This is a genomic window from Nannocystis sp. RBIL2, from assembly GCF_026626745.1.
Taxonomy (GTDB): domain Bacteria; phylum Myxococcota_A; class Polyangia; order Nannocystales; family Nannocystaceae; genus Nannocystis.
The window spans coordinates 1,871,868-1,894,398 of the sequence record NZ_JAPNJW010000001.1 but is presented as its reverse complement, the minus strand read 5'-3'; the positions used below and the strand labels follow the sequence as shown (position 1 = coordinate 1,894,398).

Annotated in this window: 17 protein-coding genes and 2 pseudogenes; 5 read left to right on the top strand and 14 right to left on the bottom strand. The window is 69.6% G+C overall.

All coding sequences use genetic code 11. From position 1 onward, the window contains the following. Positions 1-35 precede the first annotated feature (35 nt). Positions 36-317 (top strand): annotated as a pseudogene (locus OV090_RS07510) (glutathione-dependent formaldehyde dehydrogenase); the annotation flags it as partial. Positions 318-415: 98 nt separating this feature from the next. Beyond that, complete coding sequence (locus OV090_RS07505) at positions 416-691, top strand: hypothetical protein (RefSeq protein ID WP_267702820.1); 276 nt, start codon at positions 416-418, stop codon at positions 689-691. A 446-nt stretch (positions 692-1,137) separates the two neighbouring features. On the opposite strand, the gene OV090_RS07500 is transcribed toward OV090_RS07505, so the two are convergent. The 4 genes from OV090_RS07500 to OV090_RS07485 all read right to left on the bottom strand — a co-directional run bounded on the left by OV090_RS07500 (position 1,138) and on the right by OV090_RS07485 (position 6,220). Next, positions 1,138-3,132: an ATP-binding protein gene (locus OV090_RS07500; protein ID WP_267702819.1), complete on the bottom strand. Its 1,995-nt coding sequence runs from the start codon at positions 3,130-3,132 to the stop codon at positions 1,138-1,140. A gap of 180 nt (positions 3,133-3,312) precedes the next feature. Further along, complete coding sequence (locus tag OV090_RS07495) at positions 3,313-3,450, bottom strand: hypothetical protein (RefSeq protein ID WP_267702818.1); 138 nt, start codon at positions 3,448-3,450, stop codon at positions 3,313-3,315. 891 nt (positions 3,451-4,341) lie between these two features. After that, on the bottom strand, positions 4,342-5,097 hold the full coding sequence (locus OV090_RS07490) for an SMI1/KNR4 family protein (protein WP_267702817.1): 756 nt from the start codon (positions 5,095-5,097) through the stop codon (positions 4,342-4,344). Next, positions 5,066-6,220 (bottom strand): PAAR-like domain-containing protein, encoded by a 1,155-nt coding sequence (locus OV090_RS07485; protein WP_267702816.1) that lies wholly within the window; start codon positions 6,218-6,220, stop codon positions 5,066-5,068. Before OV090_RS07485 ends, OV090_RS07490 begins: the two co-directional genes overlap by 32 nt. 284 nt (positions 6,221-6,504) lie before the next feature. Between OV090_RS07485 and OV090_RS07480 the strand changes: the two genes are divergently transcribed. Then, positions 6,505-7,917 carry a hypothetical protein gene (locus OV090_RS07480; protein ID WP_267702815.1) on the top strand — a complete coding sequence of 471 codons (1,413 nt, stop codon included), beginning with the start codon at positions 6,505-6,507 and terminating at the stop codon, positions 7,915-7,917. Between the two features lie 85 nt (positions 7,918-8,002). On the opposite strand, the gene OV090_RS07475 is transcribed toward OV090_RS07480, so the two are convergent. The 8 genes from OV090_RS07475 to OV090_RS07440 form a co-directional block, all read right to left on the bottom strand. Next, positions 8,003-9,202 carry a hypothetical protein gene (locus OV090_RS07475; protein WP_267702814.1) on the bottom strand — a complete coding sequence of 400 codons (1,200 nt, stop codon included), beginning with the start codon at positions 9,200-9,202 and terminating at the stop codon, positions 8,003-8,005. Between the two features lies 1 nt (position 9,203). Then, positions 9,204-9,356, bottom strand: coding sequence for a hypothetical protein (locus OV090_RS07470; protein WP_267702813.1), 153 nt, complete (start codon positions 9,354-9,356; stop codon positions 9,204-9,206). Then, positions 9,353-10,456 carry a hypothetical protein gene (locus OV090_RS07465; RefSeq protein WP_267702812.1) on the bottom strand — a complete coding sequence of 368 codons (1,104 nt, stop codon included), beginning with the start codon at positions 10,454-10,456 and terminating at the stop codon, positions 9,353-9,355. The genes OV090_RS07470 and OV090_RS07465 overlap by 4 nt, the downstream gene beginning before the upstream one ends. 7 nt (positions 10,457-10,463) lie before the next feature. Next, positions 10,464-11,777, bottom strand: a complete 1,314-nt coding sequence (locus OV090_RS07460) for a vitamin K epoxide reductase family protein (protein WP_267702811.1) — start codon at positions 11,775-11,777, stop codon at positions 10,464-10,466. Next, on the bottom strand, positions 11,774-13,615 hold the full coding sequence (locus tag OV090_RS07455; protein WP_267702810.1) for a serine/threonine-protein kinase: 1,842 nt from the start codon (positions 13,613-13,615) through the stop codon (positions 11,774-11,776). The genes OV090_RS07460 and OV090_RS07455 overlap by 4 nt, the downstream gene beginning before the upstream one ends. Before the next feature lie 49 nt (positions 13,616-13,664). Continuing rightward, positions 13,665-14,891, bottom strand: a complete 1,227-nt coding sequence (locus tag OV090_RS07450) for a hypothetical protein (RefSeq protein ID WP_267702809.1) — start codon at positions 14,889-14,891, stop codon at positions 13,665-13,667. 185 nt (positions 14,892-15,076) lie between these two features. Continuing rightward, on the bottom strand, positions 15,077-15,931 hold the full coding sequence (locus tag OV090_RS07445) for a hypothetical protein (RefSeq protein WP_267702808.1): 855 nt from the start codon (positions 15,929-15,931) through the stop codon (positions 15,077-15,079). Positions 15,932-16,001: 70 nt separating this feature from the next. Continuing rightward, positions 16,002-16,262 (bottom strand): hypothetical protein, encoded by a 261-nt coding sequence (locus OV090_RS07440; RefSeq protein WP_267702807.1) that lies wholly within the window; start codon positions 16,260-16,262, stop codon positions 16,002-16,004. A 701-nt stretch (positions 16,263-16,963) separates the two neighbouring features. On the opposite strand from OV090_RS07440, the pseudogene OV090_RS07435 reads away from it, so the two are divergent. Then, positions 16,964-17,110 (top strand): annotated as a pseudogene (locus OV090_RS07435) (hypothetical protein); the annotation flags it as partial. Positions 17,111-17,146: 36 nt separating this feature from the next. After that, the gene (locus OV090_RS07430; protein ID WP_346660386.1) at positions 17,147-17,827 is read left to right on the top strand and encodes a site-specific integrase; all 681 of its coding nucleotides are present in this window, start codon (positions 17,147-17,149) and stop codon (positions 17,825-17,827) included. Positions 17,828-17,861: 34 nt separating this feature from the next. On the opposite strand, the gene OV090_RS07425 is transcribed toward OV090_RS07430, so the two are convergent. Both OV090_RS07425 and OV090_RS07420 read right to left on the bottom strand, forming a co-directional pair. Then, positions 17,862-20,222, bottom strand: coding sequence for a DUF4215 domain-containing protein (locus OV090_RS07425; protein WP_267702806.1), 2,361 nt, complete (start codon positions 20,220-20,222; stop codon positions 17,862-17,864). 32 nt (positions 20,223-20,254) lie between these two features. Next, on the bottom strand, positions 20,255-22,507 hold the full coding sequence (locus OV090_RS07420) for a DUF4215 domain-containing protein (protein WP_267702805.1): 2,253 nt from the start codon (positions 22,505-22,507) through the stop codon (positions 20,255-20,257). Positions 22,508-22,531 lie beyond the last annotated feature (24 nt).

Genomic DNA, 22,531 nt, shown 5'->3' with positions numbered 1-22,531 from the left:
GCTGCCGGGCCCGCTGGTCACCGCGTGGTGATCCCATGTGCTGCCGCAAGACCGGCACCCTCTCGATCCCCGGCGTGTACGTCGGCCTGCTCGACAAGGTCCCGTTCGGCGCGGCGATGAACAAGGGCCTGACGATGCGCATGGGCCAGACGCACATGCAGCGCTACCTCCGTCCGCTGCTCGAGAAGATCGAGAGCGGCGCTATCGACCCGTCGTTCGTCATCACCCACCGCCTGCCGCTCGACGAGGCGCCGAACGCCTACAAGACGTTCCGCGACAAGCAGGACGGCTGCATCAAGGTCGTGCTCAAGCCTTGAGCCGGCGGCGCCCGCGGCGCTCGATGTCGCGCCCGGGCGGCGCCCGGGAACGCTGTAACAACGGCGGGGCTGCGGGCACCTCGGCGCGGGCGGGAGTCGTGTACGCGGCGTACGACGAGCACCTCGATCGCAAGGTGGCGATCAAGCCGCTGCGCACCGACGCGGCGCCGCGGCGCGAGCTGCTGCGCGCCCGGCTGCTGCGCGAGGCGAAGCTGATGGCACAGCTGTCGCACCCGAACGTGATCGCGGTCCACGAGGCGGGCGCGCACGAGGGGCAGATGGAGGTCCGCTACGTCCTGAGGTACCCGGCGCCGAGCTCGGTGGCGACGGCGACCATCGCGTCGACCTGGACCCCGCCTGCGACTACGGCGTGATCCCCGGTAGCCGCTGGCGCCGATGAAACCGAGGCCGACGCTGAAGACCGTGCCTCCCGCGATGGCGAGCCCGCGACCCGGACGAGGTGCCGACGTGGTCGATTGGGCTGCGGGTGGGCGACCCGTCACTGGCAGCAGTGCACCGACGTCAGGTCCGCCTGCCTGCGGCTCGAGCGGCTGGACCGGTGCGGCCTCTGAGCAGCGCGAGTGCCTCGCGGACACACCGCGCTTGCGGCGAGTCGGACGGGACGCTGAACTCGACAGGCTCGCCGGGCGCGAGAGTCACGACCACGCGGCGAGGGTCGGCCCCTGCAGCCTCGAGGCACTTGCGCGCGCTCGTCTCGGCGTCGTGCATACGGGCCTCCCAGGTCTTGGCAGGCGGCGAGGTTGAGACTGTCGACGGGGCCACGGGTCCCGATCGGACCTCGGCGGTGTGCCACGAGCCGTCAGCCGGATGACTTGGCGAGCATGAGCTCGTGGAGCATCTGCAGCAGCGCGTCGAGGTCGGGCGGCTTGCCGAGGTGGCAATCGAAGCCGGCTTCCCTGGCTCGCTGGAGATCTTGGGGCGAGGCGTAGCCGGTGAGCGCGACCAGCCGCGTCGAGCGCTGGGCCGGGTCGGCGCGGATGGCTCGCGCCACCTCGTAGCCGTCCATCCCCGGCAGGCCGATGTCGCAGATGACCACGTCGGGCCGGAGCGCTCGCATCTTGGCGAGCCCCTCGGGCCCCGAGTGAGCCAGGCAGACCTCGTGGTCGACGAGCTCGAGGGCGTCCTTCAGGGTCTCGGCGGCGTCGAGGTTGTCCTCGATGACGAGGATCCGTTCCTGGGAGGCGTGTTGCGTTGGGTGGCAGGTCGGGACGTCGCTCGCGGGCGGCGCGATCGCGGGGAGGCGCACCGTGAACTCGGAGCCGCTGTCGGTCCCTTCGCTCGCGGCCCGGACGTCGCCGCCGTGCAGCTCGACCAGGCCCCGCACCAGCGCGAGGCCGAGGCCGAGGCCGCCGCGGCTGCGATCGAGGGTGGTGTCCGCCTGGATGAAGGGGTTGAAGAGGCGGGGCAGCATGTCGGGCTCGATGCCGATCCCGTTGTCGCGGATGTGGACGAGCACGTCGGCCTCGCGGGCCTCGACGGAAGCCCTGGCCCAGCCGCCGGGGCCGGTGAACTTGGCCGCGTTCTGCAGCAGGTTGCCGACGATCTGCGACAGCCGCGTGGGATCGCCGTCGACCCATGCGGGCCCGTCGGCGGGGACGAGCTCGAGCGAGACGCCGTTGCGCTCGAATACCGAGCGATGATCCTCGACAGTGCGCCGGACAAGCTCGTTCATCTCCACCGCCGTGCGCCGCAGCTGGATCTTCCGCCGGGAGATCCGGGTGACGTCGAGCAGGTCGTCGACGAGCCGCGTCATGTGCTCGATCTGCCGCTCGATCACTTGCTCGGCGCGGCGGGCTCGCTCGCTCCCCGGGGCCGCGCGCGAGAGGATGAAGAGGCTGTTTTTGATCGGCGCCAGCGGGTTGCGCAGCTCGTGCGAGAGCGTGGCGAGGAAGTCGTCCTTGCGGCGGTCGGCTTCCTGCAGGGCCTCGGCGAGGGCGCGGTGGCGTTCCTCGCTGGCGCGCAGGGCCGCCTCGGTGAGCTTGGCGTCGTGGATGTCGGTCGAGGTGCCGTACCAGCGGACGATCCGGCCGGCCTCGTCGCGCACGGCCAGCGCGCGGGCGAGGAACCACCGGTACTCGCCCGTGGGGGGGGACTTGAAGCGGTACTCGACCTGGTAGGGCTGGCCGGTGCGGATCGACTCGTACCAGACGTCGAGGCAGCGCTGGCGATCGTCGGGGTGGAGGACGAGCAGCCAGCTGGCGTCGTCGACGTGCCCCTCGGGGATGCCGGTGAGTTCGTACCACCGGCGGTTGTACCAATAGACGATGCCGTCGGGCTGGCACGCCCAGACGATCTGGGGCATTGCGTCGGCGAGCTGCTGGAATTTCACCTCGCTCGCGCGCAGCGCCTCGAGCGTCACACGGGTCTCGGAGGCCCGGCGCTCGGCCTCCTCGGCGGCGCGGGCGGCGGCGATCCGCGCCTCGACGTCACGCGCCCGGCCCGCGCGCAGCGAGCCGGACACGACGCCGATGACCGAGCCCGCGACCAGGAACGCGACGAGCTGCAGGGCCTCTTCGCGGCTCGGTTCGCCGGCCGCGGACAGCATCCACGCGCCGAGGCCCATGGTCACCAGTGCGGTGGAGACCAGGGCGGGTGCGGCGCCCGTGACCTGGGCGGACAGGGACAGCACCGCGAGCGGCACGGAGAAGAAGATGCCGCCGAGTGGGCCAGCCAGCGCGAGGGCGAGGAGCACGGCCGCCGCCGCGACGCTGACGGAGAGCGGCCAGCGGCTCGCGGGCTCGAGCCTCGTGCGCGCCGGCTGTCTCTCGCTGAGGGAATGGTCGCTGGTCGTCATCCCGACCTCGCGTCGACGACACAGGGTAATGCCACCCGTGGCGTCATGCCGGTTTCTCCGGGGAGCGCCGAGTCAAGGACGCGTCAGGGGAGCGGGCGGCCCGACAGGGCCGACGACGGCGCGAGCGGCGTCCAGCTGCGGAGGTCGACGGCGCGGCGCAGCGAGCGGCGCGCCGGCGGCTCAGGCGGCGATGTAGCCGAGCACGTGGTAGACGAACAGGAAGCCGGTGATCACGACCATGGCGCCGCCGAGGCCCCACTCCTTGAATATGCGGGCGGGAGCCAGCTCGAGGACGCGGCTCTTGGGCCAGGTCGTCACCAACGGCTACGCCAGGGGCTCCGCCACGCGAGCCGTGCGATAGTTGCTCGCTCGTGCTGGCGTGTGGCGCGTGACTTCCTCCAGAGGTTGGCAGAGTTGGGCGAGTCACCCGGCATCGAGGTAAGGTCGCCACGCATGGTTGCCTCCGAGCACCACGGCGCACAGGAGCCATAGCCCCGAGCTACTCAACGGCGCGGATCCGTCACGGGCTCCTCGGACGCGCCCTCACGCATGCAAGGGAAAGCCCAAAAAGCGAAGAGAGCACAGGTGATTAGAATGAATCACCTGTGACAGACGGCGCAGTACTGAGTGGAACAAATTCTAAGCCTCAGCAAACCCCGCGCCAAAGACAGCGCAGCCCTGAATTCTCGAAAATGCGCGGGGGGTTGAAGATGCTCGGTTTGTTCTGCGGTTATCTGCGTCGTTCCGGCTTCGTCCCAGAGTCTGTCACAGGGCTACGCCTCGCTCGAATGTTTCGCGAACATCACGCGGCCGAGGCCGAACGACAGCTCAACTGGGAACGCAGCTCGCCGGACGCTTACCCTTCCACTGAGCGGCCGCGGGCCTGTCGATTCGTGCACGGGGCGTGAGCATCCTGTGACTGCCGCTCGCGCCGTGGGTCAGCGCAGGCGGCCGACGGGCGCGACGAGCTCGAGCTCCGAGCCAGCGGCGCCCACCTGCTCGGCGCGCAAGAGCAGCAGCGGCTCATACGCTTCGACCTCTGGGTCTTGTCGGCGGGCGACGGGTGTTGCGAGAGTACAATCTGTACTGGCGGGATATCCACCACGTGGCCCTTGTGCGCTGGTGCGATTCGGCGGTGCTACGTCGCAGGGGTGACCTCGGCCGGGGTCACTCCGTGCCGGCGAGCAGCTCCTGGCGACAGTCGGCGCCTCAGGCGGCCCCAACGGGGGGGCGCCATGAATGGACCTTCACCTCGATGGACGACCGTATCGTAACCTCTCCGAGGATTCGCCGGAGCGCGGCGACGCTCGGTCCCCCGAGCGTGAAGTGCTCGACGCCCAGCGGGTTCGCCGGATTCCTGGTCTTGCACACGAGCGCCGCGTCGTCGCGATCAAAGATCCCGACGTAAGGACCCGTTGCGACCGGCTCGCTAAAACCGCGCGCCGTGAGCACCGGGGCAAGCTCCGTCCTGACCGTCTTGCCGCCCGAGACTTCCAGCCAGCCGTCACACCGCTGCGCCGTCCGGGGCAGCCGGAATTGGAGAAAGTTGCCGAACGAGATCATCTCGCGGAACGTCTCGTACATCCTGGCCACGACGTCTCCGTCGGCATCCACCATGACGATCCCGGCGTCGCCACGCACCGGTGATTCGAGGTCGTAGCAGTAATAGTATTCGTCGGGGTCGTCCTGGTACCCGATCGGAAAATAGCGGGCGTCGAGCCCCTCGGGTCTCGGAGTGCGCAGTACCCGGGCGGCGGAAAAGTCGATTCGTCCGAATTCAGCCGCCCCCATGCTGGCTCCCATCCTGGCGAGAAACCAGTGATAGAAGTCTGGGAGGGGTCTGCCGGCGAGGCGCTCGATGGCTTCGCGCTCGAAATCCTGGACGCCGCTCCATTCGGCACCCAGAGTCGGGATCAGGCGCAGCAGCAGCGCTTCAAGGCCAGGTTCGGGGTTTATGTCCAGCACAGGGCTCCTTCTTGTCTACACAGCACATCAGAGCGGGTAGGACGATGGCACAGGTCGCACAGGGAGGCACGTGCTCGCCGGGGCCGAACTGCCGCGCCGTGAGGCGCTGGCGGCCCGGGCGAATCTCCTGCCAGTGCGCCATCTTGCCGCCGGTGCTGTTTCCTTGGGGTGAGTACCAGATCTCGGACAGCGCCTGCGGCACCGCGCCGCTGACGAGGAGGAGCACGATCACCCTGGTGCCGGCGCACTGTCCCGGGGCGTTCGCGCTCGGAATGGTCCTGTCCTTCGTCGACTCGTCGAACCGCCAAGACGCCTGGGAGATGACGCGCTCCCATTTCTCGGGGGTAACATTCTTCGCCTTCCGCGCGACCTCCAGGACGGCATCATCGTCGATCGTGCCGGGCGCGTGAACCCAGCCCTGCTTCGTCGCCTGGTCTCGGACGTCGGCCCTGGGCTTGTTGGAATTCGCGACGAAGTGGACGCCGTCCGCACAGCAAGCGACCCCGATCATGGTCGACTGCCGCAGCTTGTTGCTGAGCGTCGCGCCCGGGACATTGCCGGGCAGAGCCTTGTAGAAGCCTCGCAGCGCGCCCCGCAGATCCGGGGTATCCGCCAGCTCGCGGTCCTTTCCGTGCTCCTCCCCGCAGAGCGCGCACATCTCCTTGCCGTGGACGGAGGTGATCGCGCCGCACATCTGGATCACGCCGGTCATCGTCGCCGCGTTCGCCGGCGTCCCGCTCGGTCCACCATTGTTGAGCATCGGGTCCGACAGCAGATGGACGTTCTTCCCCTCGATCTTCACGTCCATCGAGCCCGGACCGACGAAGCTCGTCGGGCCCTCGACGTTGTTCGAGACGAGTCCGCCACCCGTCCCCCGGCTCGCTACATCGCCCATCGACTTGAACGTCGCGCCCTTGATGGCGACCTTGTTCCCCTCGATCGTCACGCCCTTCGAATAGCCGGCGGGCGAGCTGTCGCTCTTCCCGATGTTGGGCAGCGGCGTCGGCACGAACGGCGCCGGTGGCCCGGGCATCTTGCATACGTTAGGAATCGTCGCTGCCGCGATCCCACTGCTCCCGTCGGTGACGGGAGTCTTGGGCGGATTGACCGACACGCTGCTCATGAACCCCTCCTCTGCGCGGGCGGCGCGATGGCCGCCGGGAGCGACTCACCACGGCCGTCACCCTCCCGGGGGGTGACATGCTGACGCCAGCATTGCCCGTCCGTCGCGGTCATGCAAGCGGTCGTTCGCTTCGATACTGCAAGGCCGGTCACCGGGCGCTGCGTCGAGAGCGTGCTTGCCTCGCACCCATCGAAACGTGCTGAGACGATCAAGCTCTAAATCAGCGCTCGGTCCAAAGGTCACGAGGGAGTTTCGCGCCGTGATGGGCCGCGCGGAGCGTGCCGATGGACATCGTGTTGCCCCCGGACGTCGGATGCCGCGCGGGCTTTATACCGGCGTTGAACGCCGTTCTCGCGCAGGACGCGGGCCCTGCAACAGACTGGCGTCGGACGGGCCTTTCGGCTACGTTCCCGCTCGCCGGCATGTCGTCTCTCTGCGTCTCCATGATGATGTTGCTGCTCGTGGCGCCAGCGGGCCCCACGGCGACGAACGCGGGCGCGCCCGCCGAGACGACCAGGCCGGTCGCATCGAGCGACAGGGCCGAGCGGACCGCGCGGGCGGCCGAATTCTTCGAGGGCGGCCGCTACGTCGAAGCTGCGCTCGAGTTCGAGGCGCTGCGGCGCGATTACCCCGACGAGCCGTCGATCCTGTTCAACGCCGCCGCGAGCCGCGATGCCGCCGGTCATTTCGCGCACGCGGTCGCCTACGTGCGCGAGTACCTCGGGCGTACGGACATCGGGCCCGACGATCGCAAGCAGGGCGAGGAGCAGCTCGCGGAGGCGGCCCGCAAGGTGACGCCGGTGACCGTGACGGTCACGCTGCCGCTCGAAGGCCCGCAGACCGTCACCGTGGTCGCGCGGCACGTCTCCAGCAGCCCCGCGGACTTGCGACCCGAGCTCTCGTTTCCGCTGCCGAACCCGCGGCAGTCGCTGAAGCTCGAGCTCGATCCCGGCGCGTGGAGCGTGCGGGTCGAGGGTTCCAGCTATCAATCCGCGGAGCAGCAGGTCGCGGTCGGGTCGGCGCCGCTGGCGATCTCGCTGCGACCGGTGCTGGCTCCCGTCGTGCGACCCGAGCCGCCGCAAGCGCGCATGGTGCCGCCCGAGGTCGTGAAGGGCACCGCGCGCGGGCTCTACATTGGCGGTGGTGCAATGGCAGCGGTCGGGCTCGGGCTCATCGGCGGCGGCGTGGGGATGATCCACGGCCAGCGGGTCAAGGCGTGCGACGATCCGACGCTCGCCGACTGCCGGCGCCGATTTGCCAGCGCGTTCGTGGTGCGCAACGTCGGCTCGACGCTCCTCGGCGCGGGCGCTGGGCTGGCCGCGAGCGCGCTCGTGTGGCGCGCGAACGATGCGCGCCAGCGGATGATCGCGTGGAGCGCCCTGGCGGCGGTCGGCGGCGTGGGCCTCATCCTGGGCGAGGTGATGGTAGTCCGGGGCTCGATCCCGTTCAGTCGCGACAACACGAATCCGGAGGGCACGCTCGCGGGTTGGTCCGAACATTGGAGGGAGCACCGCCATTCGGCGTTGCCGGCCCTCGGGGCGACCTTGCGCGGGCTCGGCGTCGGTCTGCTCGCAGGCGCGGTGACGGGGCTGATCGTCCAGCGCAAGCACCTCGGCCCGGGCGGAGCTCGGGCAATTCGCGTCGATCCCAGCGCCGGCCCGGGTCACACCGGCATCGTGCTCTCGGGCAGATTTTGAGTCGCCGACCCTCGAGAGGAACGCGTCACGCGCGACCGATCCTTGCGGCCGCGTTCGGGTGCGCGACTGCGGCGTGCAACCATGCTCAGGGCTGCAGGGCCGCGCGGCAGCGGGGCGGCTCACTGGGGCGCAGGCTCTTGCATACGAACCGATCGGCGCATGGGCAGTCCTGGCAGCAGGTGCTCCGGCTCTCGTGGGGGTCGCAGACGCCGTTGCCGCACATGGGTGAGGACGCGGGCGCGGTCACCTGCAGCTCGGGGAGTTTCTGCAGCCGGGAGCACTTGCCATTGCGGAGCCGGGTCTTCGGCGGGCACGTGGTCGGCAGGATCTCGGGCGGCGATGGGACGGCGACGGGCTCGGCGGGCTCGACGACTTCTGCGGTGCCTGGGAGATCGCCGCTGCGCCGGCGCAGCGGGCCGCAGTCCTCGAAGCTGTGATGTGCCGCGGTGCGCTCGAGCGCCTCGCAGCGGCCGTTTCCGGGCCATTCCTGGGTGCACCAGGCTCCCGGGCGGGTGTCCGCGAGTTCGGCGCGGAGCTGGTCGATCAAGGGCTCGAGCGCCGCGAAGTCCGCCTCGCCGAGCTGCTCGAACTTGGCCCAGCGGACCCGGCGGTTGCAGTCGAGGACCAGCGTGACCGGTAGGTTGCCGCGGTAGAGGCCGCCGTCGTCGCCCTCGGCCAGCGTCGAGGCGAGGGCGTCGCTCATCGTGCGATCGGCGAGACGGATCGGCGCGGGCGGCATGACGCCGGCATAATCATGGTAGGATCGAAGCGGATCGGTGTGGTCCTTGATCTGGATCGGCACGAAGCGGACGTCGTCCCACTCGCGGTGGCGAGTGAACATCGACTTGAATTCGGGCAACTCGGCGAGGCACGGATCGCACCAGGTGGCCCACAGGTTGACGACGTGGATCGTCCGCGGCGGCAGCACCTGCGGCGAGCCGAGACGCAGGTTGTCGAGCGGGAGCTTGCCGGCCTCGCCCGGGGGCAGCGCCTCGAGGTTGAGGCGCATCGCCGGCGAGATGTCCATGCCCGAGGCGCCGAGATAGCCGGACTTTACCGGATCTTGACGCGGCGGCGGCACGTGCGCGGGCTCGGGCGTCGCCGGCTCCTCGGTGCCGGCGACGGGAGCGCAGGCGTTCTGTCGCTCTGCCAACAATCGCACGAATTGCTGGTGCTGGTCGGCCCGGCGGCCCATCAGCCACACTGTGATGATAAGACCCAGCCCCGTGAACACGAGGTTGATCGCGGTCCATCCGAGGAACAGGCGGGTGCGCTCGGTGGTCACGTCACGGCTCCCGCTCGCACGCGCCCGCGAGCCGGCGCACGAAGGTGTCGCGCTCGTGACGCCAGCGCACGCCCACGACCGCGGCGGCGAGGATGCTGGCCATGGCGAGCACACACGTGATCTGGGCGAACAGGCGCGCGCTTCTTTCGGTCACGGCACGGCCTCGGCGGGGTCGACGGAGATAGGCGGCCTGTACTCGTCGCCGAGGCAGGGGATCGGGATCACGAAGACGACGCGGTTGACGGCCGAGAACAGCGCCTGCCAGGCCGGCGTGGTGCGGTCCTGAAGATCGATGGCCCCGTCGAGCGCGGCACGGAGCTCACGCGCGCTGGCAGGATCGGCGGTGACGAGCGGATCGACCTTCGGCGGCCGTCCGCTGGGATCCGTCAAATAGGTCTGGCGATAGCGAGCGGGCTCGATCGTCCGGGTAGTGGGCAGGCCGAACGAACGGATCCGCACGCGCCGCTTGTCGCGCTCGGTCTCGGGGATGCCCTCGTAGAGCACGAGGTCGAGCAGGTTCTCGACGAACTTGATCCGCGCCAGCGCCAGCCAGTGGTTGGCCTCGGCGTCGCCGTCAGGGCTGGCGCGACCGATGACGAAGATCTGCTTGGCCTCGCGCAGCGGGCCGGCGAATCGTCGCACCTGGTGGAGGTAGTGATCGAGGACCTCGGGCGGCGGCCAGTCCTTGCGCTTCACTTGCGGCTGGCCGCTCGGGAAGTGGACGGCGAAGCGGTCGGGGAAGGCCGACAGAATGAGGTCGAACTTCTCGTCCTCGAGCGCGAGCTGCTCCCACTCGGCGGTGGTGCAGGCGCCGGCGGAGACGATGTCGGCGACGGTCGTTTTGCGGGTCGAGCACTTGAGCGCGAGCGTCTTGACCGCGTCCGCGAGGGCCTGGTTCTCCTCGCAGACGAGCGGTGCGCGGTCGACGCTGGCCGGCGAGACGCAGCGCAGGTTGTGACAGACGAGGCCGTCCTCGCACTCGCAGTCGCGGCAGCTGTCGCCCTCGCCACACAGGACCTCGGGTGGCACGGGGACGCAGGCGTTCAGGCGGCAGTACTGTCCCGGGGGACAGGTCGCGGTCGTCGGGCGCGAGAGGTCGCAAGTCGGAGCGGCAGCGCGGGCTGGGGACGGGATCTGTGCGAGCGTGAGGTCGGTGTCGTCGGTGACGAGGTAGACGACCGCAGCGACCGCGACCGCCATGGCGACGGTCAGCACGAGCATCATGAGGGTCGCGGGGTCGCGGGGCGCGGACATGGTCGGATTACTTGGCTCGGGCGGGCGGAGCGGCCTGCAGCTCGATGTACATGCCGAGGTCGTCGAACGGGGTGTTGGCGAAGATCCAGTAAGGAGGACGATCGAGGTCGATCTCACCGTTCAGGGCGGCGTACACGGCGATGGCGGGGACCGCGAGGTTCAGCTCCTCGGCGTACCGTTGGTGCGCGGTGATCGTCGCTAGCATGTTGCGATCGTCGTCGATGCAGCGGAACAGCGGGTTGTCGCGGTCGTCCGGATCGATTTCCATGCCGAGGTCGACGGCGCGATTACCGACGCTTTCGGCGGAGAACAGCGGCTCGCCCGCCTGGCGATCGTCATGCAATGCGAACAGGCCGCCGATCAGGCGGTAGCCGGCGCCGGGCTGGAGCTTCTCCATGCACTCGACGGCGCGCGCGGCCAGGCAGGCGTTGTCGTCGCGGGCGCGATCGTCGGAGCGGGCAAACCCGGCGGGGAACGCCGCGGGATCGCAGGCGTGACGCGGCGCGTGGTAGGCTCGCAGCTGGATCGGCTTCGGGAATTGATTGTTGCGCAGGGCGCTGGCGAGCTGCTTGAACTTGCGCTTGCACGCGCTGCACGACATGTCGAGATAGGCGGCGAGGATCACCGGCGCATCGGCAGGTCCGACGCGGATCGGCGCGACCGGCAAGGGCTCGGCCTGCTCGGGGCAGCCGTCGCGTACGCTCACGGCGTGGCGCATGCCGTGGTAGGCGAGCGACTGCAGGCCGGTGGCGATCGTCAGCAGCATGCCGAGGCGGAAGGCAGCGTCGATGAGCGAGGCCCGGCGGTGGCGGAGCGCGACGCGCAGGCCGAATTGCTCGCGCGGGTCGGCCGCGCGCCGCACGGCCGCGGTGCACAACACGAGCAGCAGCGCGACGACGTAGAGCGACAGGCAGAACGGACAGGGCGATTGGAGGATCAGGAACGCGTACGCGGCGTAGGCGAGGCTGACGAGCGCCACCACGAGCGAGAGGCCCCACTGCAACGAGGCCGCACAGCCACCGAGGAAACCACGGCGGACGAGCTGGCCGATCGCCAGCATTGCGATGCAGAGGTATGCCGCCGAGCCCCAGGCGCTGATCGGCAGACCGCCCACGATCGACCAGGCCGCGCCCAGGGCGTCCTCGCAGCGCATCTCGCCGACCTGACAGCCGCCATTCGGGCCGAGGCACGGCGTGTAGGTCATGCGAAATTTCAGGATGGTCAAGTACCCACCGGTCGCCGCGCCAAGCAGCCCGAGCAGGGCGCAGGCGATCAGCGCTTGCCGGCGCAGGCCGGCGGCTGCGAGTCGGGCGGTGCTCATGGCTTGCCCGCCTTCTCCGGATCGAGCGGCACGGGCGCGAACTCGGCGCTCGACTGCGTCAATGTGTACACGAAGGCGCCCCCGCGCGGACTCTTGCCGAACGGGAACGACAGGGCCTTGCGGAAGCACGCGCGGAGGTCACGGTCGGCGGAGTAGACGCGCACGTCGGGTGCGCCGTTGGGGGCGACGTCGACGCGGAACTTGACGTTGGTGGTGACGAGGCCGCCCTGCATCATGCAGGTGGTCCGCAGGAACTTGAGCTGCTGGGCGATCTCTGACCTCGCCGCGGTGTAGGGGAAGCCCGGCTCGGGGCGCGGCTTCGGCTGCATCTGGGGGGCCGGCGGGGGCTGCTGAGTCTCTGGGGCCGGCGGTGGAGCGGCTTGCTTCGCCTCGGTGGGCTCGCTGACGACGGGAGGCTCGGCCCCCGTGGGCGCTCGCATGCCCGCGCCTGACGGCGGTGCTTCGGCGCGCGGCGGAGGTGTCTCAAGGGTCACGTCCTTGGGTGCATTTTCTGGGGGGGCCTCGGCGCGCGGCGGAGGTGCCTCAAGGGGCATATTTTTTAAAGCATCCCCTATCGGGGGCTCGCGGGTCGGTGACTCGGGTTTGGGTGGCCCCGGGTTCGCAGGTGCGGTGCGCGCGGGGGCCTCGGCCGAACCAGGCTTGGGCGCCGAGGTCACGGTCTTGCCTGGCGCGGCGTCGTCCGGAATCACCAGTTGGGTGGCGACCACGAACATACCGATCGTGGATAACAACGTGACGACGCGGTTGGCGACAGCGCGCGGTGCGATCGTCTCGGCGGTCGAGCCCTGACCCGCGATGGCGCCGGGTTGCGGGTCGGAACCCGGAAGATTCGCAGGCAAAACGACGGTCGCGGGAGTGCTGAACACAGAGCCCGAGACTCCGGCGCGGCGGATCCCGAGGGTCGCGCAGATGGCCTGCGCCAGCGCGTCCGTGCTGGCGTAGCGGTCGCCGGGGTTCGCTGCGAGGGTGCGGAGGATGATGGCATCGACGGACGCTGGGATCGCAAGGTGGGGCGCCGCGCGACTCGGGAGGATCCGCTCGCCGTGGACGTGTTTACCCAGGACCTCGAAGGCGCTGTCGCCGCGAAACGGGGAGACTCCGGTCAATAGTTTATAAAGGGTCGCGCCGAGCGCATAGATGTCGGTACGGATCCCCGCCCTGGCGTCACCGGTGACCAGCTCCGGGGCGAGATACTCGGGTGTGCCGATCACCGTGCCTTTCTGCGTCGGGCCGGTGGGGGCGTCCATATCGCGGGCGATGCCGAAGTCGATAATCTTGATATGATCGGGGTTGTCGTCGATCGTGATGCGGACGCAATTGCTCGGCTTGATGTCGCGGTGAATGATGCCCTGGCGGTGAGCGCTGCCGAGGCCGCTGCAGAGTTGCAGGGCGATCGGTCCGAGGCGAGCCCACGGCAGCGGGCCCTCGCGCCGGAGGAGCGCCTCGAGGTCCTCGCCCCGGAGGTATTCCAGGACGAGGTAGAGCTCTCCGTGCGGCAGAGCCCCCACGTCGATCGCATGCGCGACGTGGCTGCTGCGGACCTCCATCATGGCGCGGGCCTCATTGAAGCACCGCGTCTGCAGCTCGGCGCTGGTGGCTGGGAGAGACTCGACCACCTTGATCGCCAGCGCGGCGCCGGTCCGGAGGTGCCGGCCGAGGTACACCCGCCCCATTCCGCCGGCGCCGAGCTTGCGCTCGATGCGATAGCGGCCCTCGATCTCGAGACCGATATATGGATCCGCCGGCGGCCGCCGCAGGTTGGGTGCCGTGGCCGCATCGTCGTCGAGGTGCGTCGGGAGCTGTTCGGGCGCGATCATGATCCAGTACGCCGAGGCGCTCTTGCGTGAAAGGCTGGGCCTGGGGAGGTCACGGCGAGCTCTGGAAGCAATAGAGGTGGAGGGACGTACCGCAGCTGAAGGGGTTGAGTACAGCGTCGTTCAGGTTGGCCCAGTCGGTGTTCGTCGCGGTGGTGTCGCCGAGGCGGCCTTTCGGGGCGAGCATCGAGTTCGACCAACTGTTGCAGTGCTCGGTGCCGGCCATCGCGCCGGCGGCAGTCGTGTTGGACCAGGCGTTGAGCGGGTCAACAGGGGTCGAGCCGGTTTCGGTGAGGTTGATGGCGGCCGCGAGGGTGCCGTCGGTGAGGTCGGACCAGCCCTTGGCGATGGGGGTGCCGTCGACGAGCTTGTACCAGCCGGAGAAGGCGGTGTCGAAGCGTGTGGAGGGGGAGCCGCTGTCGTCGCTGAGCCAGGCGCGCCAGGCGGCGGCCGGGAGGTTGGGGTCGGCGGTCAGGCCGGCCGTGCCGCACTTCATGTCGGCGCCGGCGAGGCCGCCGAGGTTGCCCTTGAAGTCCGACGACGTGACGAAGACGAGGCGAGGCTTGATACACTCGTTGCTGCACGCATCGTCGTCGATCGCGTTGCCGTCGTCGCACTCCTCGCCCGGCTGCGGGATGCCGTTGCCGCACGTCGTGCAGTTGTTACGGCACTCGTCGTTGTCGATCATGTTGCCGTCGTCGCACGACTCCCCGGCGGCGGGGTTGTGTTGGCCGTCGCCGCACTCGACCGCGGTGCAGTCCGCGTCGCAGGTCGGGGTGGCCATGCCTTCGTCACAGGTTTCGGGCGGGCTCGTGATGCCGTCGCCGCAGGTGCAGTCGGCGCAGGTCGTGTCCTCGTTCGACTCCTGGCAGACTCCGTCGCCACAGTGGGGGGCTGTGCCTGTGCACGCGGTGTTGCAGGCGACCTGGTCGGGGGTATCGTCGTAAGCGTCGGAGTTGTCGTCGCCGTCGTCGCAGGTCTCACCGGCCGCAGCGTTGAGGAGGCCGTCTCCGCACTCCACGGGGGTGCAGTCGGCGTCGCACGTCGCCGAGTTGCCGCCCGCGTCGCACGTCTCTGTCGCCTGCAGCGCCTTGTCCCCGCACCACTCGGGATAGAGGCCTGTACAGGCCGCGTTGCAGTGCTTCTCGCCGGTGTACGCGTCGGAGTTGCACACGCCAGCGCCGCAGTCCTCGCCGTCGTCGCAGGTCTCGCCGGGGTCGACCATCGCGTTGCCACACAGACCCGGGCCGGTGGTCGAGGAGTCGGTGCTGGGGTCCATCGTCGTGTCCGTCGCGCTGCACGCCGCGCTGCCGCACGCCGAGGCGCCGGGGCCGTCACCGCCGCAGCCAGGGAGGCAGGCTAGCAGTGCGACCAGGGAGACGGGTCGAAGAAGCGCTGGAGCTTGAGCGGGCATAGACGAGATTCGTGCGTCAGGGCATGTTCTGGAAGCAGTAGAGGTGGAGACTAGTGCCGCAAATGGAGGGGTTGACCACAGCGTTGTCCGTCCAGGTCCGTCCAGTTGGTGTCCATCACCGTGACGGCACCGATGCGGCCCTTCGGCTCGAGCTCGGCTGAACTCCAGTTACTACAATGCACCTCTCCCGCCTTCTCGCCGGCAGCAGTCGTGTTGGACCAGACGTTCTTGGGGGACACGGGAGTCGCCGCGGTCTCGGTGAGATTGATGGCCGCGAGGAGGGCGCCGTCGGTGAGGTCGGACCAGCCCTTGGCGACGGGAGTGCCATCAACGAGTTGGTACCAGCCGGTGAAGGCGGTGTCGAAGCGCGTGGAGGGGGAGCCGGTGTCGTCGCTGAGCCAGGCGCGCCAGGCGTCGGCGGGGAGGTTCGGGTTGGCGGTCATGCCGGCCGTGCCGCACTTTATGTCGGCGCCGGCGAGGCCGCCGAGGCCTCCATCAAATTTTGCGCTCGTGACGAAGACGAGGCGGGGTTCGACGCAGTCGTTGCTGCACGCGTCGTCGTCGATCGCGTTGCCGTCGTCGCACTCCTCGCCCATCTGCGGGATGCCGTTGCCGCACGTCGTGCAGTTGTTGCGGCACCCGTCGTTATCGACCATGTTGCCGTCGTCGCACGACTCCCCGGCGGCGGGGTTGTGTTGGCCGTCGCCGCACTCGACCGCGGTGCAGTCCGCGTCGCAGGTCGGGGTGGCCATGCCTTCGTCGCAGGTCTCAGGCGCGCTCACGATGTCGTCGCCGCAGGTGCAGTCGGCGCAGGTGGTATCCTCGTTCGACTCCTGACAGACTCCGTCGCCGCAGTGGGGGGCTTTGCCCGTGCACGCGGTGTTGCAGGCGAGTTGATCGGGCATGTCGTCGTAGGCGTCGGAGTTGTCGGAGCCGTCATCGCAGGTCTCACCGGCCGCAGCGTTGAGGACGCCGTCACCGCACTCGACCGGCGTGCCCGCACCAGCCGGGATAGAGGCCGTTGCAGGCCGCGTTGCAGTGCTTCTCGCCGGTGTACTCGTCGGAGTTGCACACGCCAGCGCTGCAGTCCTCGCCGTCGTCGCAGGTCTCGCCGGGGTCGACCATCGCGTTGCCACACAGACCCGGGCCGGTGGTCGAGGAGTCGGTGCTGGTCTCGGTTGTCGTGTCCGTCGTCGAATCGGTAGTGGTACTCGGATCGACGGGGGCCCAGCACACAGCGGTGATGCATTTGCCTGGGATGTCGGCGCAACCCGCTGGGCCCGGGAGGACGGCGGAGAGAACGACGACTGAGAGCGCGGCACGTCCGAAGGCGTACATCGGGCCCGACCTTATCGAACGAGACGCTACCGTGCAAGACTCGAGCGGGACCGAACGACGTTCGGCGGCATTTCTCAGGATCTCGCGAGACCCGTGTCGGGCGGCCGCCGGAGCAGGTCGTCAGGCCCGTCCCTGAACGTCCGGTTCGGCCATGAATGCGCTGGCGCAGAGCTGAGGGACGCGGCAAGAAACTGCCACATGGTTTTGGCGACGCTCCAGGGTCACGTCGGCCGCCATGAGCTGAGCGCCGAGAGTGCCCCCGCGGGCGGGGCTCTGCTCGTCGCCACGCCTGTCGTCCTCGTGATGGTGCCGCTCGTAGATAGCGTCGTCGCTCTCTGCTGCAGCTCCGGAAGCTGTCCATGGCCGATGATGCGGGAGCCACTACTTGCCAGGTTGATCTAGCTGTGCGCTCTGACGCGCTGAATTCATGGGAATTTTCGCTTGCAGATAGCTCAACGAGCAAAAATAGACTCTGGCAAGACGCGGGTAGCCCGGCGATCGAGGTCCTCGGACGCACGGGATGTCGCCATCCTTGACCCGGCGGTAGAAGGTCGCCCGAGCCCGAGCCCGAGAAGCCGCCGCCCCCGACGTTCGAGGAGTTCGCCAAGACCTTCCTCGACCTGTGCCAGGCCGACCGGCTCGGGACCAACACGCTGATGAACTACGACGTCCATCTGCGCCTGTACCTGCTGCCGGTGCTGGCTCGCCGGCGGCTCGACGAGGTGACGCCGAAGGACATCACCGCGATCAAGAAGTCGCTGGTCAGCGAGTCGCACAACACGATGTGCGAGGTGCTCAAGACTCTCCGCTGGGTGTTCAACCGGGCCATCGCCGAGAACGAGATCAAGAGCACGCCGGTGGACTTCGAGATTCCCCGCCGGAAGCGCAAGCCCGCGATCGCCTACGACGACCAGGAGCAGGTCGCCCTGCTCGCCGCGGCTCAAGCGATGGGGCCGATGTTCGTCGTCGCCGTCTTGCTCGGTCTCGACGGCGGTCTCCGGCGCGGAGAGATTCTCGCGCTCAAGTGGACGGACGTCGATCTCAAGCGAGGGCTGATGACCATCCGCCACAACCTCGTGCGGAACAAGGTCGACCTCCCCAAGGGCAGGACCGAGGACGAGGTCGGCCTGACGATGCGTCTCACCGAGACCCTGCGCGGCTTTCCGGCGAGCGGCCCGTTCGTGCTCGACAACCGCGGGAGTCACTTCCGGGAGCACAACATCAAATCGTGGATGGAGGCGCTGGTGAAGCGCGCGGGCTTGTCCTGGCGGGGCACCCACGTCCTCCGCAAGTCGTGCGGCACGCGGATCGCCGAGGGTGGTGGCGGGGTGGCGGCGGTCGCCAGCCACCTCCGCCACAAGGATCTGCAGACCGCGAGCGACTACGTCGATCGACGCCGCGGCAGCGCTGGCGCGATCCACGCCTTGGAGACGTCGGGGAGACGCACTTCCGAGTACTCGTAAGTGCTCGGAATCTTAACCTGAATTCGCTTTTCTCTCACTGCTCGAAGCAGTACAGCCGGCGGAGGCCGTTGCACGCGGCGGGCGTGCCGTTGTCGCTCCACGTCGCGCCGAGTGAGGCGAGGCGGCCGTACTCGCCGGTGATGACGGAGCTGTTCGACGTCCAGTTGCTGCAGGTGGCGGTGGTGGCGATGCCGGAGGGGTCCGTGCCGGTCCACACGTCGCCGGAGCCGAGGATGGTGCCGGTTTCGGTGTTGCCGATGTTGGTGTCGAGCGTCCCGTCGAGCAGGTCGGCGAAGTTGTTGACGATGAGCACGCCGTCGCGTCGCACGTAACCGGCGGCGTTGGGCACGAAGCGCGTCAGCGGGTCGCTGGTGTCGGTGCTGAGCCACACGTCCCAGGTGCCGCCGAGGCCGGCCGCGGTGGCCCGCGCCTGGCACTTCGCCGCGGCGCCCTCGAGGCCGCCGAGGTTGCCGTCGTAGGTGAGGCTGGTGACGAACACGCGGGTGGCGGCCTGGCACTCGTGGCAGCCGTCGCCTGCGACGGCGTTGGCGTCGTCGCACTCCTCGTGCCCGAGCCACTTGTAGCCGTCGCCGCAGGCGGGGAGCTGGCAGTGGTTCAGGCAATCGTCGGTCTGCACGAGGTTGGCGTCGTCGCAGCCTTCGCCGGGCTGGGTGAAGCCGTCGCCGCAGGTCGGCAGCGTGCACGCGAGGGTGCAGGTGCCGCTGTTGTCGTTGCCCGCGCCCTCGTCGCAGGCCTCGCCGGGGTGGAGGAAGCCGTCGCCGCAGGTCGGCAGCTTGCAGACGTTGGTGCAGCCGTCCTCGTTGACGAGGTTGGCGTCGTCGCACGGCTCGCCGGGGGCGACGAAGCCGTCGCCGCAGATGGCGCCGGTGCAGTCGGGCTTGCAGGGCTGGTCCTCGCCGTTGTCCGCGCCGCCGTCGCAGTGCTCGACGCCGAGCCACAGGTGGCCGTCGCCGCACACGGCCTGCTTGCAATCCAGGGTGCACGCGCCGCTGTCGCTGTTGAGATTGTTGCTGTCGCACTGCTCGCCGAGGCTCGGCTGGGTGAAGCCGTCGCCGCACACGGGGAAGCGGCACAGATCGGTGCAGCCGTCGTCCTGGTCGTGGTCGACGCCGTCGTCGCACTGCTCGCCCGGATCGACGGTGCCGTTGCCGCACGTCTCAATGGCGCACACGGAGCTGCAGCCGTCACCGTTGACGAGGTTGCCGTCGTCGCAGGCCTCGCCCGGGCCGCGGTCGCCGTTGCCGCAGACGTTGAGCTTGCAATTGCTGAGGCAGGCCTTCTGCGGGCCGTTGTTGGCGCCGTTGTCGCATTGCTCGGTGCCGCTGCCCGTATTGTAGAGGAGGCCGTCGCCGCAGTAGGCGGATTTGCAAGAGAGGGTACAGGAGCCGCCGTTGCTGTTCGCGGGGCCCTTGTCGCACCCCTCGCCCGGCTGGACGTAGCCGTCGCCGCAGGCCTTGGCGGTGCAGGCGTTGGTGCAATGGTCGAGGTTCGAGGCGTTGCCGTCGTCGCACGCCTCGGTGGCCTGGACGATGGCGTCGCCGCAGGTCGGGACGGTGCATGCATTGCTGCACGCGTCGTTGTTGACCGCGTTGGCGTCGTCGCAGCTCTCGCCGGGGCCGACGTGGCCGTCGCCGCACACGCCGATCGTGCAATCGAGCTTGCAGGCGGCGCCGTCGGCGTTGCTCGCCCCGTTGTCGCACTGTTCGCCGGGGCCGTGGTCGCCGTCGCCGCAGACGTTGAGCTGGCAATTGCCGCGACAGGCCGCGCTCGCGCCGTTGGCGAGGCCGTCGTCGCACTGTTCGCCGGCGCCGGGCTGGAGGATGGCGTCGCCGCAGACCGCCGCGACGCAGGTGTTGCTGCAGGCGTCGTCGTCGACGCCGTTGCCGTCGTCGCAGGCCTCGGGCGCCTGGACGACGCCGTCGCCGCAGGTGGCGAGGGTGCAGGCGTTGGTGCAGGCGTCGCCGTCGACGCCGTTGCCGTCGTCGCACGGCTCGCCCGGGCCGACCAGGCCGTCGCCGCACACCGCGAGCAGGCACACCGAGGTGCAGGCCTTGTCGTCGCCGTTGCCGGGGCCGAGGTCGCACTCCTCGCCCGCGCCGACCTCGTAGTCGCCGCAGACGTTGAGCAGGCAATTGGTGCGGCACACGTTGCCGGGGCCGTTGGCCACGCCGTGATCGCACTCCTCGCCGTAGCCGAGCTGGCCGTCGCCGCACACGCTCACGTTGCCGCCGCCGCTGCCGCCGCCCGTGAGGTTCGGGGGCTCGACGTCGAGGTTGACGCCGACGTCGGCGTCGCAGCCGGGAGCCACGAGCAGCAGCGCGCCGGTGAGCAGGCCCGCGCGAATGCCGATAGTACGAAAGAGATGGTGGGTCATGTCGATTCTCCTGTGATTCGGATCGCGGGGGGTCATTGTTCGAAGCAGTACAGGCGGCGCTGCTGGTCGCACGGCCACGTGGTGGCGTTGTAGGTCCAGCCGGCGTTGACGGCGTCGGTCCGGCCCTCCATCGCGGTGTAGGTGTTGGTGCCCGAGGTCCAGTTGTTGCAACGTTGGGAGGTCACCGTCCCGGTTTGAAAGGTGCTGGTCCACACGCCCTGGGCGCCGACGAGGCCGCCGAACTCGTTGACGTGGATGGGCGCGTCGAGGGTGCCGTCGATCAGGTCCGCCCAGTTGTCGACCACGAACACGCCGTCGAGGCGACGATAGCCGCCGGCCGACTGGACGAAGCGCGTCAGCGGGCTGTTGCTGGCGGTGCTGACCCAGGCGTCCCAGGTGCCGCCGAGGCCGGCCGCCTCGGCGCGGGCCTGGCACTTGGCCTTGGCGCCGACGGAGCCGCCGAGGTTGCCGTTGTAGGTGATGCCGGTGACGAACACGCGCTTCGGGACGGTGCAGTCGTTCTTGCACGCGTCGGCGTTGCTGACGTTGGTGTCGTCGCACTGCTCGTGGCCGACCCACACCACGCCGTCGCCGCAGGCGGCCGCCTGGCAGTCGTTCCGGCAGGCGTCGGTGTCGTCGTCGTCGCCGTCGTCGCAGGCCTCGCCGGCCTGGACGAAGCCGTCGCCGCAGCTGGCTTGCAGGCAGAAGAGGGTGCAAGCGCCGGCGTTGTCGTTGGCCGGGCCGTCGTCGCACTGCTCGCCGACCTGGACGACGCCGTCGCCGCAGGTCATGGCCTTGCACGCGCTGGTGCACTCGTCGTCGTCGTCCTCGTCGGCGTCGTCGCAGGCCTCGCCGGGGCCGACCACGCCGTCACCGCAGACTGCGCCGGTGCAGTCGAGCTTGCAGGGCTTGTCGTTGCCGTTGCCCGCGCCCTCGTCGCATTGCTCGACGTCGAGGCGCAAGAGGCCGTCGCCGCACACCGCGAGCTTGCAGCCCAGCGTGCATGCGCCGCTGTCGCTGTTGCCCGCGCCGGCGTCGCATTGCTCGCCCCAAAACGGCTGGACGAAGCCGTCGCCGCACGCCGGGATGGTGCACAGGTCGGTGCAGGCGTCGTTCTGATTGCCGGTGGCCCCGTCGTCGCACTGCTCGCCCGGATCGACGATCAAGTTGCCGCACTGCTCGAGCTTGCAGGCCGCGGTGCAGCCGTCGCCGCCGACGAGGTTGCCGTCGTCGCAGGCCTCGCCGGGGCCGAGGTCGCCGTCGCCGCAGACGTTGTGCTTGCAATCGGCGAGGCAGGCCTGGCCGGGGCCGTTGGCCGCGCCCTTGTCGCATTGCTCGTCGCCGCCGCCCTGAGCGTGAACGAGGCCGTCGCCGCAAATCGCGAGGGCGCAGGCGAGGGTACAGTCGCCGCCGTTGCTGTTCTCGAGGCCGTCGTCGCAGGCCTCGCCGGGCTGGAGGTGGCCGTCGCCGCAGGCGGCGGGGGTGCAGGCGGTGGTGCACAGGTCGGTGTCGCTCGCATTGCCGTCGTCGCAGGCCTCGGTGGCCTGGACCAGGCCGTCGCCGCAGGTGGCGGCGACGCAGGTGTTGCTGCACGCGTCGAGGTCGACCGCGTTGCCGTCGTCGCAGCCCTCCATCGGGCCGACGTGGCCGTCGCCGCACACGCTCAGGGTGCAGTCGAGCTTGCAGGCGGCGTCGTTGGCGTTGCTCGGGCCGTTGTCGCACGCCTCGCCGGGGCCGATGTCGCCGTCGCCGCAGACGTTCGTCGTGCAATTGCTGCGACAGGCGGCATTTGGGCCGTTGGCCGGGCCGTCGTCGCATTGCTCGCCGGTGGCGGGCTGGTGGAGGCCGTCGCCGCAGGCGGCGGGGACACAGGCGGAGGTGCACAGATCGGTGTCGATCGCATTGCCGTCGTCGCACGCCTCGCCCGGGCCGACGAAGCCGTCGCCGCAGGCCGCCGGCTGACATTGATCGGTGCAGGGGGCGCCCGGGCCGTTGTCGTCGCCGTCGTCGCATTGCTCGCCGGGGCCGATGTCGCCGTCGCCGCAGACGTTGGTCTGGCAGTCGGCGAGGCAGGCCTTTCCAGGGCCGTTGAGCGGGCCGTCGTCGCATTGTTCGCCGGGGTCGATGTGGTCGTCGCCGCAGGCGCTGCCGGCGGTGCCGGCCGACGAGACGTTGATGTCGACCGCGACGTCGAGGGCGCTGTCGCAGGCGGGGGCCGCGAGCTGCAGCCCGGCCGCGAGGAGGCCCGCGCGCAGGGAATGATTGGGACGGATCTTCATGGTCATGGCAGTGAAATCTCCGGAGATGTC